The sequence below is a fragment of the Mycobacterium sp. E183 genome, assembly GCF_001667735.1.
In the GTDB taxonomy this organism is placed as follows: domain Bacteria; phylum Actinomycetota; class Actinomycetes; order Mycobacteriales; family Mycobacteriaceae; genus Mycobacterium.
Genome location: NZ_LZJN01000072.1, coordinates 1 through 14,075, shown reverse-complemented (window position 1 = coordinate 14,075; position 14,075 = coordinate 1). Strand labels below are relative to the sequence as shown.

Here is a 14,075-nt window from a genome sequence, read left to right as displayed (position 1 = left end):
CCGAGGTCATGAGCACAGAGCGCACAGGCTCCTACGCCGGAGACATCACGCCAGAGCAGGCATGGAAGCTGCTGAGCGACAACCCCGACGCGGTGCTGGTCGACGTGCGCACCGACGCCGAATGGCGGCTCGTCGGCGTGCCCGACCTGTCCAGCCTGGGCCGCGAGGTGGTGTTCATCGAGTGGAACACGTCCGACGGCACCTTCAACGCCAACTTCGCCGACGAACTGCGCGACCGGGTGCCCGAGACCGAATCCGAACGGCCGGTGGTCTTCCTGTGTCGCTCGGGCAACCGCTCGATCGGTGCCGCCGAGGTCGCCACCCGGGCCGGCATCACCCCGGCCTACAACGTGCTTGACGGGTTCGAAGGCCACCCGAACGCCCAGGGGATTCGCGGTGAATCAGGTTGGCGCGCAATCGGATTGCCCTGGAAGCAGCTATGAGTTCACCGTCGGGGGATTCCGTCCGCGAGCCCAAGGCGCTGCCCGACGGCGTCAGCCAGGCCACCATCGGCGTACGCGGGGGACTGCTGCGCTCGGGGTTCGACGAGACCGCAGAGGCGATGTTCCTGACGTCCGGGTATGTCTACGATTCGGCGGCCGTCGCGGAGAAGTCCTTCACCGGCGAGCTGGACCACTTCGTCTACTCGCGGTACGGCAACCCGACCGTGACGATGTTCGAGGAGCGGTTGCGCCTGATCGAGGGCGCGCCGGCCGCGTTCGCCACCGCGAGCGGCATGGCGGCGGTGTTCACGTCGCTGGGCGCGCTGCTGGCCGCCGGGGACCGGCTGGTCGCGTCGCGCAGCCTGTTCGGCTCGTGCTTCGTGGTGTGCAACGAGATCCTGCCGCGCTGGGGCGTCGAGACCGTGTTCGTCGACGGCGACGACCTGGCGCAGTGGGAGGAGGCGCTGTCGAAGCCGACGCAGGCAGTGTTCTTCGAGACGCCGTCGAACCCGATGCAGTCGCTGGTGGACATCGCCGCGGTGGTCGAGCTCGCGCACGCCGCGGGCGCAAAAGTGGTGTTGGACAACGTCTTCGCAACTCCGCTGCTGCAGCAGGGCATTCCGCTGGGCGTCGACGTGGTGGTGTACTCGGGCACCAAGCACATCGACGGTCAGGGCCGGGTGCTGGGCGGCGCGATCCTGGGCGACAAGGAGTACATCGACGGCCCGGTGCAGAAGCTGATGCGGCACACCGGGCCGGCGCTCAGCGCCTTCAACGCCTGGGTGCTGGTGAAAGGCCTTGAGACACTGGCGGTCCGGGTGGAACACAGCAATTCCTCGGCGCACCGGATCGCGGAATTTTTGGAGACCCATCCTGCGGTGAGTTGGGTCCGCTACCCGTTCCTGCCGTCGCACCCGCAGTACGACCTGGCCAAGCGCCAGATGTCGGGTGGGGGGACGGTGATCACCTTCGCGCTCGACTGCCCCGACGACAAAGCCAAGCCGCGGGCGTTCGAGGTGCTGGACAAGCTGCGGCTGATCGACATCTCCAACAACCTGGGCGACGCGAAATCCCTTGTCACACATCCGGCCACGACCACCCACCGGGCGATGGGCCCGGAGGGGCGCGCAGCGATCGGCCTGGGCGACGGCGTGGTGCGAATCTCCGTCGGGCTCGAGGGCGCCGACGACCTGATCGCCGACATCGACCAGGCTTTGAGCTAGTCGAAGGGCTAACCGGCCTGCTTCTCGGCGGCTTCGATGCGTTCGGCCGCCGCCAGTGAGCCCTCCTGCGCCTGGCGCTCCACCCAGTCCACCACCGGCCGGGCGTACATCATCTGGCTGGTGATGGCCATCTGGCCGCGGGTGCGGCCCAGGAAGGAAATGCCCCAGGAGAACATGGCGGCGATGCGGTTGCGGAACCCGACCAGGTACAACAGGTGCAACAGCAGCCACGCCAACCAGGCGATGAAGCCGCCGAACTCCAGCTTTCCGACCTTGGCGACGGCGCTGTACCGCGAAATGAGGGCCATGCTGCCCTTGTCGAAGTAGTTGAACGGCTTCCGGTTGGCCGGGTCGTCCTGGCCCTTCACCGCCTGCTTGATCAACTTGGTGACGTAGTGCGCCCCCTGGATCGCGCCCTGGGCCATCCCGGGGACGCCGGGCACCGACATCAGGTCGCCGATGACGAACACGTAGGGATGCCCCTTGACGGTGAGGTCGGGCTCGACGATCACCCGCCCGGCGCGGTCGGTCTCGGTCCCGTCGGACTGCTCGGCGACCATCTTGCCCAGCTCGCTGGCCTGCACGCCGGCGGCCCACACCTTGCACGCGCATTCGATGCGCCGCTCGCCGCCGTCCTTCTCCTTGACGGTGATGCCCATGTAGTCCACCGAGGTCACCATGGCGTTCAGCTGCACCTCGACGTCCATCTTCTGCAGCCGCCGTTTCGCCTTCAAGCCCAGGTTCTCGCCCATCGGCGGCAACACCGCGGGCGCGGCGTCGAGCAGGATGACCCGGCACTCGCTGGGCGTGATCGTCCGGAACGCCCCGGCCAGGGTGCGCTCGGCGAGCTGGACGATCTCGCCGGCCAGCTCGACCCCGGTCGGGCCCGCGCCCACCACCACGAACGTCAGGCGGCGCTGCCGCTCGGCCGGGTCGGTGGCGACTTCGGCCGCCTCGAACGCGCCGAGGATGCGGGCCCGCAGCTCGAGGGCATCGTCGACGCTCTTCATGCCGGGCGCGAAGGCGGCGTACTCGTCGTGGCCGAAATAGGACTGCTGCGCGCCGGCGGCGACGATGAGGCTGTCGAAGGGCGTCACGGTCTCCATGCCCATCAGGTGCGACGTCACGGTCTTGGCCGTCAGGTCGATGGCGTTGACGTCGCCCCACAGCACCCGGACGTTCTTCTGCCTGCGCAGGATCAGCCGGGTGGTCGGGGCGACGTCGCCCTCGGACAGGATGCCGGTGGCCACCTGGTACAGCAACGGCTGGAAGAGGTGGGTCGTGGTCTTGGAGATCAGGGTGACGTCGACGTCGGCCCGCTTGAGTGCCTTGGCCGCGTTCAGGCCACCGAATCCGCTTCCGATGATGACGACGCGATGACGCGACATGCTCACCCCCTTACCGTACGACGCCGCCGGACCGCCGCTAGAACGGCCACCCGTTGGAGTTGTCCTTGAATTTGCCGTTGACCGCGGTGCAGAAGTCGTCCGCGGTGCCGGCCAGCAACACGTAGTAGGTCTCGCCGCGGCGGCTCTCGTAGGTGTTGGGGGTGCTCCAGCCGCTGTTGCACAGCGAGGTCTGCGTGCCGGCCGTGGCGCGCCGCCAGTTGGTCTTGGCGCAGCCGGCCAGGGCGTCGACGTTGGGCGTCGCGCTCTTGGCGGCGACCACCATCGCGCCTCCCCATTGGCCGTCGCTGCGCCGGAAGGCGCGCGCCCCGAATCCGGCGTTGTTCGTCTGGCACGCCAGCGCGCGCCGCATCAGCGAGAAGGGCGCCGCCAGTTGGGAATTGGGGCTCGCGGCGGCGGCCGTGATGAATTGTGCGGCGTCCGGGCCGTCGACCTCCTGCACGTTGGGCGTGCCGAAGCTGAACAACTGCTGCGCGATCCCGGGGTTGCTGCCGCCGCCGATGATCGGGCCGCCGCCGCTCGACGTCATCGGGGGCAGCGCGGAACCGGGATCGGCGCCCGCCGGCGCGACACCGGCGACGGCGCCCAGCGCCAGCGCCGCCAGCGCCCGGCGGAGCGCGGTGAGTCTCATGCCCCTCATTCCAGCACGTGTGCGCGGCCCGTGTCAGCGGAAGGCGTCGCTGCCGGTGAACGCCTGGCCGAGCACCAGCTGGTGCATCTCGGGTGTGCCCTCGTAGGTGAGCACCGACTCCAGGTTGACCATGTGCCGGATCACCGGGTATTCCAGCGATATCCCGTTGCCGCCCAGGATGGTTCGCGCGGTGCGGCAGATCTTGATGGCCTCCCGGGTGTTGTTCAGCTTGCCGAAGCTGACCTGCTCGGGTCGCAGGCCGACGCCGTCCTTGAGGCGGCCCAGGTGCAGCGACAGCAGCTGACCCTTGTGCAGCTCGACCGCCATGTCGACGAGTTTCGCCTGGGTCAATTGAAATCCGGCGATCGGGCGCCCGAATTGGGTGCGCTGCGTGGCGTAGTCGAGCGCGGCCTGCCATGCCGACCGCGCCGCGCCCATCGAACCCCAGATGATGCCGTAGCGCGCCTCGGACAAGCACGACAGCGGCCCCCGCAGGCCCTTCGCCTCGGGCAGCATCGCCGAATCGGGCACCCGCACGTCGTCGAGCACCAGCTCGCTGGTGATAGAGGCGCGCAGCGACAGCTTGTGGTGGATGGTGTTCGCCGAGAAGCCCGGCGTCTTGGTGGGGACGATGAAACCGCGGACGCCGTCGTCGGTGGCCGCCCACACCACCGCGACATCGGCGACCGAGCCGTTGGTGATCCACAGTTTGCGGCCGTTCAGCACCCAATCCGAACCGTCGCGGCGGGCGCGGGTTTTCATCGCGGCCGGGTCGGACCCCACGTCGGGTTCGGTCAGCCCGAAGCACCCCAGCAGTTCGCCGGTGGCCATGCCCGGCAACCACTCCTGCTTCTGCTGCTCGGACCCGAATTTCCAGATCGCGAACATCGCCAACGACCCCTGCACCGAGACCATCGACCGAATTCCGGAGTCTGCGGCCTCGAGCTCGGTACAGGCCAGGCCGTAGTGCACCGACGAGGCGCCGCCGCAGCCGTAGCCCTCCAGGTGCATGCCCAGCAGGCCGAGCTGGCCGAATCCCTTGGCGAGTTCCCGCACCGGCAGGTCGCCGATCTCGAACCACTCCGCGACGTAGGGCAGGACGTGTTCGGCGCAGAACTCTCTGACGGTGTCGCGCACCGCGAGCTCGTCGCTGGACAGGGAGGCGTCCAGGCCCAAGGGGTCATACCGGTCGAAGGCGGGAGGCTTTTTGGTGCTCATGGCCTTCAGCCTGCCACTAGGCCGCCCTCGGCAGGCCCGGCCGGTAGTCTCGCTGCATGCGACGGCCAGTGTGGCTCGTCGTGGACGTCGCCTGTGTGCTGGTCTTCTGCGCGGCCGGGCGTCGTAGCCACGACGAAGGACTCGACATCGCCGGGGTGGCCACCACCGCGTGGCCGTTCCTCACCGGAACCGCCGTCGGGTGGCTGGCGTCCCGCGCCTGGCGGCGCCCGACCGCGTTGATGCCCACGGGGGTGGTCGTGTGGCTGTGCACGGTGGTGGTCGGCATGGTGTTGCGCAAGCTGAGTTCCGCGGGCGTCGCGGCCAGTTTCGTGGTGGTGGCGGCGTCGGTCACCGCGCTGTTGTTGCTCGGCTGGCGGGCGGTCGTCGGGCTGACCGTGCGGCGCCGGTCCGGCGTCTGACCATGGCAACGGCGGCGGGCGTGGCGGTGACCGCGGCATTCGGCGCCGCCGCGCGCGCGGTCGCCACCAACAGGGGGCTGCTGAGCGATCCGTTCGCCGAACCGTTGGTGCGCGCCGCCGGGGTGGACCCGCTCGCCCGCGTGATCGACGACGACCGGTTCGCCGCGGACGACGCGGGCGGCCCGCGGTTCCTGGACCTCTGCGCGGCGCACACCCGGTTCGTCGACGAGTTCGTCGCCGATGCCGTCGGGGCGGGCTTTCGTCAGGTGGTGCTGTTGGTGTCCGGCATGGACACCCGGCCGTACCGGTTGTGGTGGCCGCCCGGGACAACGGTTTACGAGATCGACCGGCCCGAGGTGCTCGACTTCAAAGCCGAAGTGCTGCGCGACCAGGGCGCCGAACTGACCGCGAGCCGGCGCGCGGTCGGCGTCGACCTGCACCAGGATTGGCCGGCCGCGCTGCGGCGCGTCGGCTTCGACGCCGCCGCGCCCACGGTGTGGGTCGCCGAGCAGTTGCTCATCGGCTACCTGACGCCGGCACTGCAGGACCGGGTGCTGCAGGGCGTCACCGTGATGAGCGCCGCCGGCAGCCGGCTCGCCTGCGATCACATGCCCACCTGGACCCCCCTGCTCCTGGAGGCGGAGCGGTCCTTCGTCGACGGCTGGCGCCGCCACGGCGTGGAGATCGACCTGGCCAGCCTGACGCATCCGGGCCGATACCACTACGTCCCCGAGTATCTGGGCGCCAACGGCTGGGTGACGGCGCAGCGCAGCGTCGGCGACCTGTCGGGCGCGATGGGGCTGCCGGCGCCCCCGCGTGGGGGGACGGACTTCGTCCCGGAATACCTCACCGCCACAAGGGTTTAGACGTTCATGCCGGGTTCTGACCAATCAGCGCTGCGGTTCGTGTCGGCCACGCACAACGATCCGCTGGCGCAGCCCCTGCTGGCCGAGCTGGCCGACGAGTACGCGCAGCGCTACGGCGGCACGCCGAGCACGCACTTGTCCTGGCTGCCGGTGCCGGAGGCGGAGCTGGCCGCGCCGGACGGTGGGCTGCTGATCGGGGTGCTCGACGGCGTGCCCGTCACCGGCGGCGCCTTTCGGCGGTACGACGCCGAGACCGCCGAACTCAAACGCATTTGGACCGACCGCGCGCACCGGCGGCGCGGTTACGCCCGAATCCTGCTCGCGGCGCTGGAGGCCGAGGCCGCCGCGCGCGGGTATCGGCGGCTGTACCTGATCACCGGCAACCGGCAACCCGAGGCCGAGGCGCTGTACGACGCGACCGGGTATACCCGGGTGCCCGCCGATCCGCTGCCGTCCTGGGGACCGTTCGTCCCGATCGCCTTCGAGAAATGGCTGGTTCTCGACGGTCAGTGAGTTTCACCGAGTGTGGGGTCTACGGACGAATTTCGGGCCGTTGGTGTACCCAGGGCCCACACTCGGCGCTACCAGGCTTCAGCTTTCGGCGAGCGCGAGGGCCGCCGCGGTCGCCTCCCGAATCGGCCCCCGCCACACGTCGCCGTGGCCCGGCAGCAGGACCTCGGTCTCCAGCAGCGCGAGCGCGGACAGGGTGCGGATGCAGTCCTGTTGGTTGTAGCTGAAGATCGCCGGCAGCAGTTGCGGCCCGCTGCGGCGCAGTAGTGGGTGCCCGGTGATGAGGGCGTCGCCACTGACCAGCACACCGTCGACCAGATACGAGCAGTGCCCGTTGGTGTGGCCGGGGCTGAAGACCGGGCTCGGTTGGCCCGGCAGGCTCGCGGCCAGCTCCGCGGTCAACGCCCGAGCGGTCGGGATGCCGTCGCGGATCAGGCCGCCGCTGCGGACCACGTGGGCCGTCCACTTGGCCCACCGGGGCCGCCAAATGCGCAGCGCCACATCGACAATGGACACCTGCTCGAGGTACTCCCGCTTCGCGTGCCCCACCTCGTCCGCGTGGCAGTAAACCGGGATGCCGTGCGCGTCGGCGAACCAGATCGCGGTGCCCAGGTGGTCGATGTGTGCGTGCGTCAACACGATGGCGCGCACGTCGTCGGGGCCGAAGCCCAGCGCGGACAGCGAGGCCAGCACGTCCTGGCGGTCGCCGGGATAGCCGGCGTCGATCAGCATCACGCCGGTGTCGTCGGTGACCAGAGTCCAGTTGACCGCCTCGCCCTGGGCGAGGTGAACCCGGTCGGTGACTTGAACGAGCTCCGCCATGCCCGCGAGTGTAGGCGGAGGAGTAGAAATGACCCGTGGCTGAACTGAAACTTGGATACAAGGCATCCGCCGAACAATTCGCACCGCGCGAGCTCGTCGAACTCGCCGTCGCCGCCGAAGGTCACGGCATGGACAGCGCAACCGTCAGCGATCACTTCCAGCCCTGGCGGCACAAGGGCGGGCACGCCCCCTTCTCGCTGGCCTGGATGACCGCCGTCGGCGAACGCACCAAGCGGATCGTGCTGGGCACCTCGGTGTTGACGCCGACCTTCCGGTACAACCCCGCCGTCATCGCCCAGGCCTTCGCCACCATGGGCTGCCTGTACCCGGACCGCATTTTCCTCGGTGTGGGAACCGGCGAGGCGCTGAACGAGATCGCCACCGGATACGAGGGCGAGTGGCCCGAGTTCAAGGAACGCTACGCGCGGCTGCGCGAGTCGGTGCGGCTGATGCGCGAACTGTGGCTCGGCGACCGCGTCGACTTCGACGGCGAGTACTACAAGACCAAGGGCGCCTCGATCTACGACGTGCCCGAGGGCGGCATCCCGATCTACATCGCCGCGGGCGGACCGCAGGTGGCCAAGTACGCCGGGCGCGCAGGCGACGGATTCATCTGCACCTCCGGCAAGGGCGAAGAGCTCTACAAGGACAAGCTCATCCCCGCGATGCGCGAGGGCGCCGAAGCGGCGGGCAAGAACGCGGATGAGATCGACCGGATGATCGAGATCAAGATCTCCTACGACACCGACCCGGAGCTGGCCCGCGAGAACACCCGGTTCTGGGCGCCGCTGTCGCTGACCGCCGAGCAGAAGCACAGCATCGACGACCCGATCGAGATGGAGAAGGCCGCCGACGCGCTCCCGATCGAGCAGATCACCAAGCGCTGGATCGTCGCGTCGGACCCCGACGAGGCCGTCGAAATGGTCAAGGACTACGTCGACTGGGGGCTCAACCACCTGGTGTTCCACGCGCCCGGCCACGACCAGCGCCGGTTCCTCGAGCTCTTCGAAAAGGACCTGGCCCCCAGGCTGCGGCGACTTGCCTGAACCCTCGGCCATCTACATCGCCGCTCCGGAACCGGAGACCGGCAAGTCGACGCTCGCGCTCGGGCTGCTGCACCGCCTGACCGCGACCGTCGCCAAAGTGGGTGTGTTCCGGCCCATCACGCGCGTGCCCGACGGCAAGGACCACGACTACATCCTGGATCTGCTGCTGCAGCACACCACCGCGGGCGTGCCCTACGAGCAGTGCGTCGGCGTCACGTATCAGCAACTGCACGCCGACACCGACGCCGCGATCGCCACCATCGTCGACGCCTATCACGCGATGGCCGACGACTGCGACGCGGTGGTGATCGTGGGCAGCGACTACACCGACGTCGCGCGGCCGGCCGAGCTCTCCGTCAACGCCCGGATCGCCGTCAACCTCGGTGCGCCCGTGCTGCTCACGGTCAGCGGCCGGGGCCGGACCCCCGACGAGGTGGCCGGCGTCGTCGCGGCGTGCCTGGCCGAGCTGTCCAACCAGCGCGCCCACGCCGCCGCGGTGGTCGCCAACCGCTGTGAACCGGCTCAGCTGGACGAGGTCGCCGAGGCGCTGGAGGCCTTCACCCAGCGCAGCTACGTGCTGCCCGAGGAGCCGCTGCTGTCGGCTCCGACGGTGGCCGAACTCGAAAAGGCCGTCGGCGGAACGCCGGTCAGCGGTGAGGCGTCGCTGCGCGATCGGGAGGTCACCGGCGTGCTGGTCGCCGGCATGACCGCCGACCACGTGCTGGAACGGCTGAGCGACGGCATGGCGGTGATCACCCCCGGCGACCGGTCGGACGTGGTGTTGGCCGTGGCGAGCGCCCATGGGGCCGAAGGCTTTCCGTCGCTGTCCTGCATCGTCCTCAACGGCGGCTTCCAGCTGCACCCTTCCATCGCGGCGCTGGTCGCCGGGCTGCGGCTGCGGCTGCCGATCATCGCCACCACGCTGGGCACCTACGACGCGGCCAGCGCCGCCGCCGCGGCGCGCGGCCGCGTCACGGCGAACTCGCTGCGCAAGATCGACACCGCGCTGGAGCTGATGGACCGCTACGTCGACGTCCCGGATCTGCTTGAACAGCTTGCCATTCCGATTCCCACCGTGACCACGCCGCAGATGTTCATCCACCGCCTGACGCTGCAGGCGCGGGCGGATCGCAAGCACATCGTCCTGCCCGAGGGGGACGACGACCGCATCCTCAAGTCGGCCGGCCGGGTGCTGCAGCGCCGCGTCGCCGACCTCACCGTGCTGGGCGACGAGGCGCAGATCCGGCAGCGCTCGGGGGAGCTCGGGGTGGACCTCGACGGCGCGCAGGTGATCGACCCGCGCACCAGCGACCTCCGCTCCCGGTTCGCCGATCAGTACGCCGAGCTGCGCAAGGCCAAGGGGGTCACCGCCGAGCACGCCCGCGAGATCATGCGCGACGCCACGTATTTCGGCACGATGATGGTCTACAACGGCATGGTCGACGGCATGGTGTCGGGCGCCGCCCATACCACGGCGCACACGGTTCGGCCGGCCTTCGAGATCATCAAGACCGTGCCCGACGTCTCGACGGTGTCCAGCATCTTCCTGATGTGCCTGCCCGACCGGGTGCTGGCCTATGGCGACTGCGCCATCATCCCGAACCCGACGCCGGAGCAACTGGCCGACATCGCGATCTCCTCCGCCCGCACCGCATCGCAATTCGGCATCGAACCGCGGGTGGCGATGCTGTCGTACTCGACCGGCGAGTCGGGCACCGGTGCCGACGTCGACAAGGTCAGAACCGCAACCGAATTGGTGCGGCGGCGGGCGCCGGAGCTGCCGGTCGAGGGGCCCATCCAGTACGACGCCGCGATCGAACCGTCCGTCGCGGCCACCAAGCTGCGTGGCTCGCCGGTGGCCGGCCGTGCCACCGTGCTGGTGTTCCCCGACCTCAACACCGGCAACAACACCTACAAGGCCGTGCAGCGCAGCGCCGGGGCGATCGCCATCGGGCCGGTGCTGCAGGGCCTGCGCAAGCCGGTGAACGACCTGTCCCGCGGCGCGCTGGTCGAAGACATCGTGAATACCGTTGCCATCACCGCGATCCAGGCCCAGGACGTCCGTGACTAGCGCGAACCGGGCCGTGCTGGTGATCAACTCCGGCTCGTCGTCGCTGAAATACCAGTTGGTCGAACCGGATTCGGGTGTCGCCCGCGCGACCGGCAACGTCGAACGGATCGGGGAGGAGTCGTCACCGGTTCACGACCACGACGCGGCGCTGCGCCAGGCCTTCGACGCGCTGTCCGAGAAGGGGATCGACCTCGGGAATTGCGGACTGGTGGCGGTGGGCCACCGAGTCGTACACGGCGGCAACACCTTCTACAAGCCGACGCCGGTGGACGACGCGGTGATCCGCAAGCTCGACGAATTGTCCGAACTGGCGCCGCTGCACAACCCGCCCGCGGTCAAGGGAATCGAGGTGGCCCGCAAGCTGCTGCCCGATGTCCCGCACATCGCGGTCTTCGACACGGCGTTCTTCCACGACATGCCGCCCGCCGCCGCGACCTATGCGATCGACCGCGGCTTGGCCGAACGCTGGAAGATCCGCCGTTACGGGTTTCACGGCACGTCGCACCGCTATGTGAGCCAGCAGGCCGCCGCCTTCCTGGACCGGCCGCTGGGCGGCCTGAAACAGATTGTGCTGCACCTGGGTAACGGCTGCTCGGCGTCGGCGATCGCCGGTAGCAGGCCGCTGGACACGTCGATGGGCCTGACGCCGCTGGAGGGTCTGGTGATGGGCACCCGCAGCGGCGACATCGACCCCAGCATCGTCAGCTACCTCTGCCACGTCGCCAAAATGGGCGTCGACGAGGTGGAATCCATGCTCAACCAGCGGTCCGGGGTGGTCGGGCTGTCGGGCGAGCGCGACTTCCGGCGGCTGCGCACCATGATCGAATCCGGCGACGCCGCAGCGCAATTGGCCTACGGCGTGTTCACCCATCGGCTGCGCAAATACATCGGCGCCTACCTGGCGGTGCTGGGACACACCGACGTCATCAGCTTCACCGCCGGCATCGGGGAGAACGACGCGGCGGTCCGCCGCGACGCGGTGGCGGGCCTGGAGGAGCTGGGCATCGTGCTCGACGAGCGCCGCAACCTCGGCGGCGGCAAGGGTGCCCGGCAGATCTCCGCCGACGAATCTCCGATCGCCGTGCTGGTGATCCCGACCAACGAGGAACTGGCCATCGCCCGCGACTGCGTGAGCGCGCTAAGCGGTTAGGAAGCCGAGGCTCTTCCGCCCGGCGCCCACCGACGGCGCGGGATCCGTCCCCACGGTCCGCGCGAGCAGCTCGTGGTACACGTCGCGAAAGTCGGTGGTGTACTTCAGGTCCCCGTTATCGAGGTCGGTGAGGCTGGGTTCGTCGCCGTAGAAGCCGCCCCGAACGGGCGCGCCCGCGACGAAGACGGGACCGGCGGTGCCGTGATCGGTGCCCTGGGACGCGTTGGCGCGCACCCGGCGGCCGAACTCCGAATACGCCACCACGACGACGTTGCGGCCGGCGACCCGCTGCAGGAACGAGGTCACCGCCTCGTCGAACGTCGCGAGCAGCCGCTGCTGCGTGGCCCGTTCCCCGGCGTGCGTGTCGAAGCCGCCCAATTGCACCGTGTAGACCCGTGTCGGCACGCGGGCCTGGACCGCCTCGGCCACCAGGCTCAGTTGTGCGGACAGGGAGTTACCTTGGTTTCCTGCGGCTTTCACCGATTCGAAGGCGTTGGCGGTGGTGCGGGCGGCCCGGTAGGCCTTGCACACCGCGGCCATCGCCGGGGTGTCGTCGCGGTCCTCGGCGCCGAGCGCACCCATCAGCGTGTCGAGGCCCTGTCCGGTCTGCTCCGGGGCCGTGGAAAGCGCTGCGGCGGTGTGCTTTTCGCCCACCGCGAGTGGCGGAAGCACGGGACCGATGTTGACCGCCCGCAGCGGGTCGTCGCCGGTGGCGTCGAGCCAGCGGCCGATCCAGCCCGTCGACACGGGCTCGGCGGGAGACGCCGTCTGCCAGATATCCATGGACCGGAAGTGGCTGTGGTCGGGCCGCGGATAACCCACTCCCCGCACGATGGCGAGCTGCCGCCGGCCCCACAACTGCGCCAGACCCTTCAGGGCGGGGTTGAGACCAAGCGCCTCGTCGAGGTGCAGGACGTCGCCCGGGGCGTAGGCCAGTTCCGGCCGGGCGTCGTGATACGCGTTGTCCGCGTAGGGGATCAGGGTGTTGATCCCGTCGTTGCCGCCGTAGAGCGTGACCAGCACCAGCACGCCCGCGCCGTCGGCCAGCGGCCGGTCCCCGGCGGCGCGCATCAGGTCTTGCCAGCGGACCGCCACCGCCGTCGACAACAGGCCGGCCGCGCCCACACCGGCGCTGGCGGCCAGGAATCTGCGGCGGTTCATCTCGGGCATCGTGTTCTCGCTAGGACGTCAGGTATTCGGGGGTGTTGACCGCGGCGGCGACCAGTTGTGGCGGGTTGCGCACCAGGGGTTGCAGCGCGTCGGCGGTCCGGTCCGACCAGTCGCCGACGCCGATCAGGTAGCCGACCGCGTCGATGCGGTCACCGGGCGCGGCGCTTTCGACGCCGGACAGGTCGCCGGCGTGCGCGAGCCGGTTGGCGGCCCGCAGCCGCGCCTCGGCGCTTGCGGTGGACAGCCACACCTGGCCCTGCGGCCAGCCGCCGACGCTCGGCGGATAGAACGGCCGCTGCCCGAGGGCGTGCAACGTCGCGTCGGTGACTTTTCGAGTGGATGAGTCGAGGGGCACCCGCAGGGCGCGCATGACGCCGACGAGCCATTCGACGGGCGGGTTGACGACAGTGGCCCGGCCGTGGACGAACTCGTCGTCGGTGAGGATCGCCCGGGTCAGCGCACGCAGGTCCCGGCCCGGGCCGTACGCGGCGACCAGCCTGTCGAGCGTGGGGCGCGACGGCGGATCATCGGAGGCCAGCTGTCGCCACAACCGTCCCGCGACGTACTCCGCCGACTTCGGCCGGGCCAGCACGGCGTCGCAGAACCCGGCGGCGTCGAAGTCACGGGTCTGCCCGAACAGAGTCTTGGCCGCGCCGTCATGGCGTTTCGGGGCCAGCGTCGTGTTGCCGTCGGCGCCGATCAGCCAGCCCGTCAGCGCGCGGGCGCCGTTGCGCACGTCGTCCTCGGTGTAGCCGTTGCCGTGTCCCAGCGTGAACAGCTCCATGAACTCGCGAGCGAGGTTCTCGTTCGGTGCCTTGGCGGTGCTGCTCTGCCCGTCCAGCCAGCGCAGCATCGCGGCGTCGGTCAGCATCGCGTAGGCCAGGGTGCGGAAGTCGCCCAGCGACAGGGTGCGCAGCTTCTGGTTCTGTGCGGCCATGTACGCCGCGACCCGGACCTTCTGCGCGGAGGTGGCGAAGTGGTTGTGCCACAACAGGGTCAGCTTCTCACCAAGCGGCTGCCGCACGCTGACCATGCGGTGCAGCCACCAGTCGGACAACGCGCGCTGCTGCTCGGAGAGCTGCTGGTTGTACTGCTTGCGG

14 protein-coding genes are annotated in these 14,075 nt (G+C 69.7%); 8 read left to right on the top strand and 6 right to left on the bottom strand.

Annotated features, from left to right (window positions below; all coding sequences use genetic code 11):
* Positions 1 to 8: 8 nt before the first annotated feature.
* Together A5691_RS06705 and A5691_RS06700 are read left to right on the top strand one after the other, a co-directional pair.
* Positions 9 to 443, top strand: coding sequence for a rhodanese-like domain-containing protein (locus A5691_RS06705; RefSeq protein ID WP_067759418.1), 435 nt, complete (start codon positions 9 to 11; stop codon positions 441 to 443).
* Positions 440 to 1,666: an O-succinylhomoserine sulfhydrylase gene (locus tag A5691_RS06700; RefSeq protein ID WP_067759420.1), complete on the top strand. Its 1,227-nt coding sequence runs from the start codon at positions 440 to 442 to the stop codon at positions 1,664 to 1,666. Before A5691_RS06705 ends, A5691_RS06700 begins: the two co-directional genes overlap by 4 nt.
* Before the next feature lie 8 nt (positions 1,667 to 1,674).
* Here the strand turns inward: A5691_RS06700 and A5691_RS06695 are convergent, their stop codons facing one another.
* From A5691_RS06695 to A5691_RS06685, 3 genes are read right to left on the bottom strand one after another with little or no spacing between them, the layout of a single operon-like run.
* Positions 1,675 to 3,054, bottom strand: coding sequence for an NAD(P)/FAD-dependent oxidoreductase (locus A5691_RS06695; protein WP_067759422.1), 1,380 nt, complete (start codon positions 3,052 to 3,054; stop codon positions 1,675 to 1,677).
* Positions 3,055 to 3,091: 37 nt separating this feature from the next.
* Entirely contained in the window at positions 3,092 to 3,703 is a 612-nt protein-coding gene (locus A5691_RS06690) for a hypothetical protein (protein ID WP_068019462.1), read from the bottom strand.
* 33 nt (positions 3,704 to 3,736) lie between these two features.
* Positions 3,737 to 4,921 carry an acyl-CoA dehydrogenase family protein gene (locus A5691_RS06685; RefSeq protein ID WP_068019455.1) on the bottom strand — a complete coding sequence of 395 codons (1,185 nt, stop codon included), beginning with the start codon at positions 4,919 to 4,921 and terminating at the stop codon, positions 3,737 to 3,739.
* Positions 4,922 to 4,977: 56 nt separating this feature from the next.
* Between A5691_RS06685 and A5691_RS06680 the strand changes: the two genes are divergently transcribed.
* From A5691_RS06680 to A5691_RS06670, 3 genes are read left to right on the top strand one after another with little or no spacing between them, the layout of a single operon-like run.
* On the top strand, positions 4,978 to 5,340 hold the full coding sequence (locus A5691_RS06680; protein WP_067749939.1) for a DUF3054 domain-containing protein: 363 nt from the start codon (positions 4,978 to 4,980) through the stop codon (positions 5,338 to 5,340).
* A 2-nt stretch (positions 5,341 to 5,342) separates the two neighbouring features.
* Positions 5,343 to 6,206, top strand: a complete 864-nt coding sequence (locus tag A5691_RS06675) for a class I SAM-dependent methyltransferase (RefSeq protein ID WP_068266499.1) — start codon at positions 5,343 to 5,345, stop codon at positions 6,204 to 6,206.
* Positions 6,207 to 6,212: 6 nt separating this feature from the next.
* Positions 6,213 to 6,719 (top strand): GNAT family N-acetyltransferase, encoded by a 507-nt coding sequence (locus tag A5691_RS06670; RefSeq protein WP_067749944.1) that lies wholly within the window; start codon positions 6,213 to 6,215, stop codon positions 6,717 to 6,719.
* Positions 6,720 to 6,797: 78 nt separating this feature from the next.
* On the opposite strand, the gene A5691_RS06665 is transcribed toward A5691_RS06670, so the two are convergent.
* Complete coding sequence (locus A5691_RS06665; RefSeq protein WP_068016138.1) at positions 6,798 to 7,538, bottom strand: MBL fold metallo-hydrolase; 741 nt, start codon at positions 7,536 to 7,538, stop codon at positions 6,798 to 6,800.
* 35 nt (positions 7,539 to 7,573) lie between these two features.
* Between A5691_RS06665 and fgd the strand changes: the two genes are divergently transcribed.
* From fgd to A5691_RS06650, 3 genes are read left to right on the top strand one after another with little or no spacing between them, the layout of a single operon-like run.
* Positions 7,574 to 8,584 (top strand): glucose-6-phosphate dehydrogenase (coenzyme-F420), encoded by a 1,011-nt coding sequence (gene fgd, locus A5691_RS06660; protein WP_068016135.1) that lies wholly within the window; start codon positions 7,574 to 7,576, stop codon positions 8,582 to 8,584.
* A complete protein-coding gene (gene pta / locus A5691_RS06655; RefSeq protein WP_068016132.1) occupies positions 8,577 to 10,655 on the top strand; it encodes a phosphate acetyltransferase in 2,079 nt (692 codons plus the stop codon). The genes fgd and pta overlap by 8 nt, the downstream gene beginning before the upstream one ends.
* Positions 10,656 to 10,668: 13 nt before the next feature.
* Entirely contained in the window at positions 10,669 to 11,805 is a 1,137-nt protein-coding gene (locus tag A5691_RS06650) for an acetate kinase (protein ID WP_067749957.1), read from the top strand.
* Here A5691_RS06650 and A5691_RS06645 read toward each other — a convergent pair.
* Both A5691_RS06645 and A5691_RS06640 read right to left on the bottom strand, forming a co-directional pair.
* On the bottom strand, positions 11,794 to 12,975 hold the full coding sequence (locus A5691_RS06645; RefSeq protein ID WP_068016126.1) for a DUF1501 domain-containing protein: 1,182 nt from the start codon (positions 12,973 to 12,975) through the stop codon (positions 11,794 to 11,796). The genes A5691_RS06650 and A5691_RS06645 overlap by 12 nt on opposite strands.
* Before the next feature lie 10 nt (positions 12,976 to 12,985).
* Positions 12,986 to 14,075, bottom strand: a 1,090-nt coding sequence (locus A5691_RS06640; protein ID WP_068266495.1) for a DUF1800 domain-containing protein, incomplete at its 5' end; no start/stop codon positions are given.

Coding starts and splice junctions, on each gene's coding strand:
- A5691_RS06705 (WP_067759418.1), top strand. CDS start 9: ATGAGCACAGAGCGCACAGGCTCCTACGCCGGAGACATCACGCCAGAG.
- A5691_RS06700 (WP_067759420.1), top strand. CDS start 440: ATGAGTTCACCGTCGGGGGATTCCGTCCGCGAGCCCAAGGCGCTGCCC.
- A5691_RS06695 (WP_067759422.1), bottom strand. CDS start 3,054: ATGTCGCGTCATCGCGTCGTCATCATCGGAAGCGGATTCGGTGGCCTG.
- A5691_RS06690 (WP_068019462.1), bottom strand. CDS start 3,703: ATGAGACTCACCGCGCTCCGCCGGGCGCTGGCGGCGCTGGCGCTGGGC.
- A5691_RS06685 (WP_068019455.1), bottom strand. CDS start 4,921: ATGAGCACCAAAAAGCCTCCCGCCTTCGACCGGTATGACCCCTTGGGC.
- A5691_RS06680 (WP_067749939.1), top strand. CDS start 4,978: ATGCGACGGCCAGTGTGGCTCGTCGTGGACGTCGCCTGTGTGCTGGTC.
- A5691_RS06675 (WP_068266499.1), top strand. CDS start 5,343: ATGGCAACGGCGGCGGGCGTGGCGGTGACCGCGGCATTCGGCGCCGCC.
- A5691_RS06670 (WP_067749944.1), top strand. CDS start 6,213: ATGCCGGGTTCTGACCAATCAGCGCTGCGGTTCGTGTCGGCCACGCAC.
- A5691_RS06665 (WP_068016138.1), bottom strand. CDS start 7,538: ATGGCGGAGCTCGTTCAAGTCACCGACCGGGTTCACCTCGCCCAGGGC.
- A5691_RS06645 (WP_068016126.1), bottom strand. CDS start 12,975: ATGCCCGAGATGAACCGCCGCAGATTCCTGGCCGCCAGCGCCGGTGTG.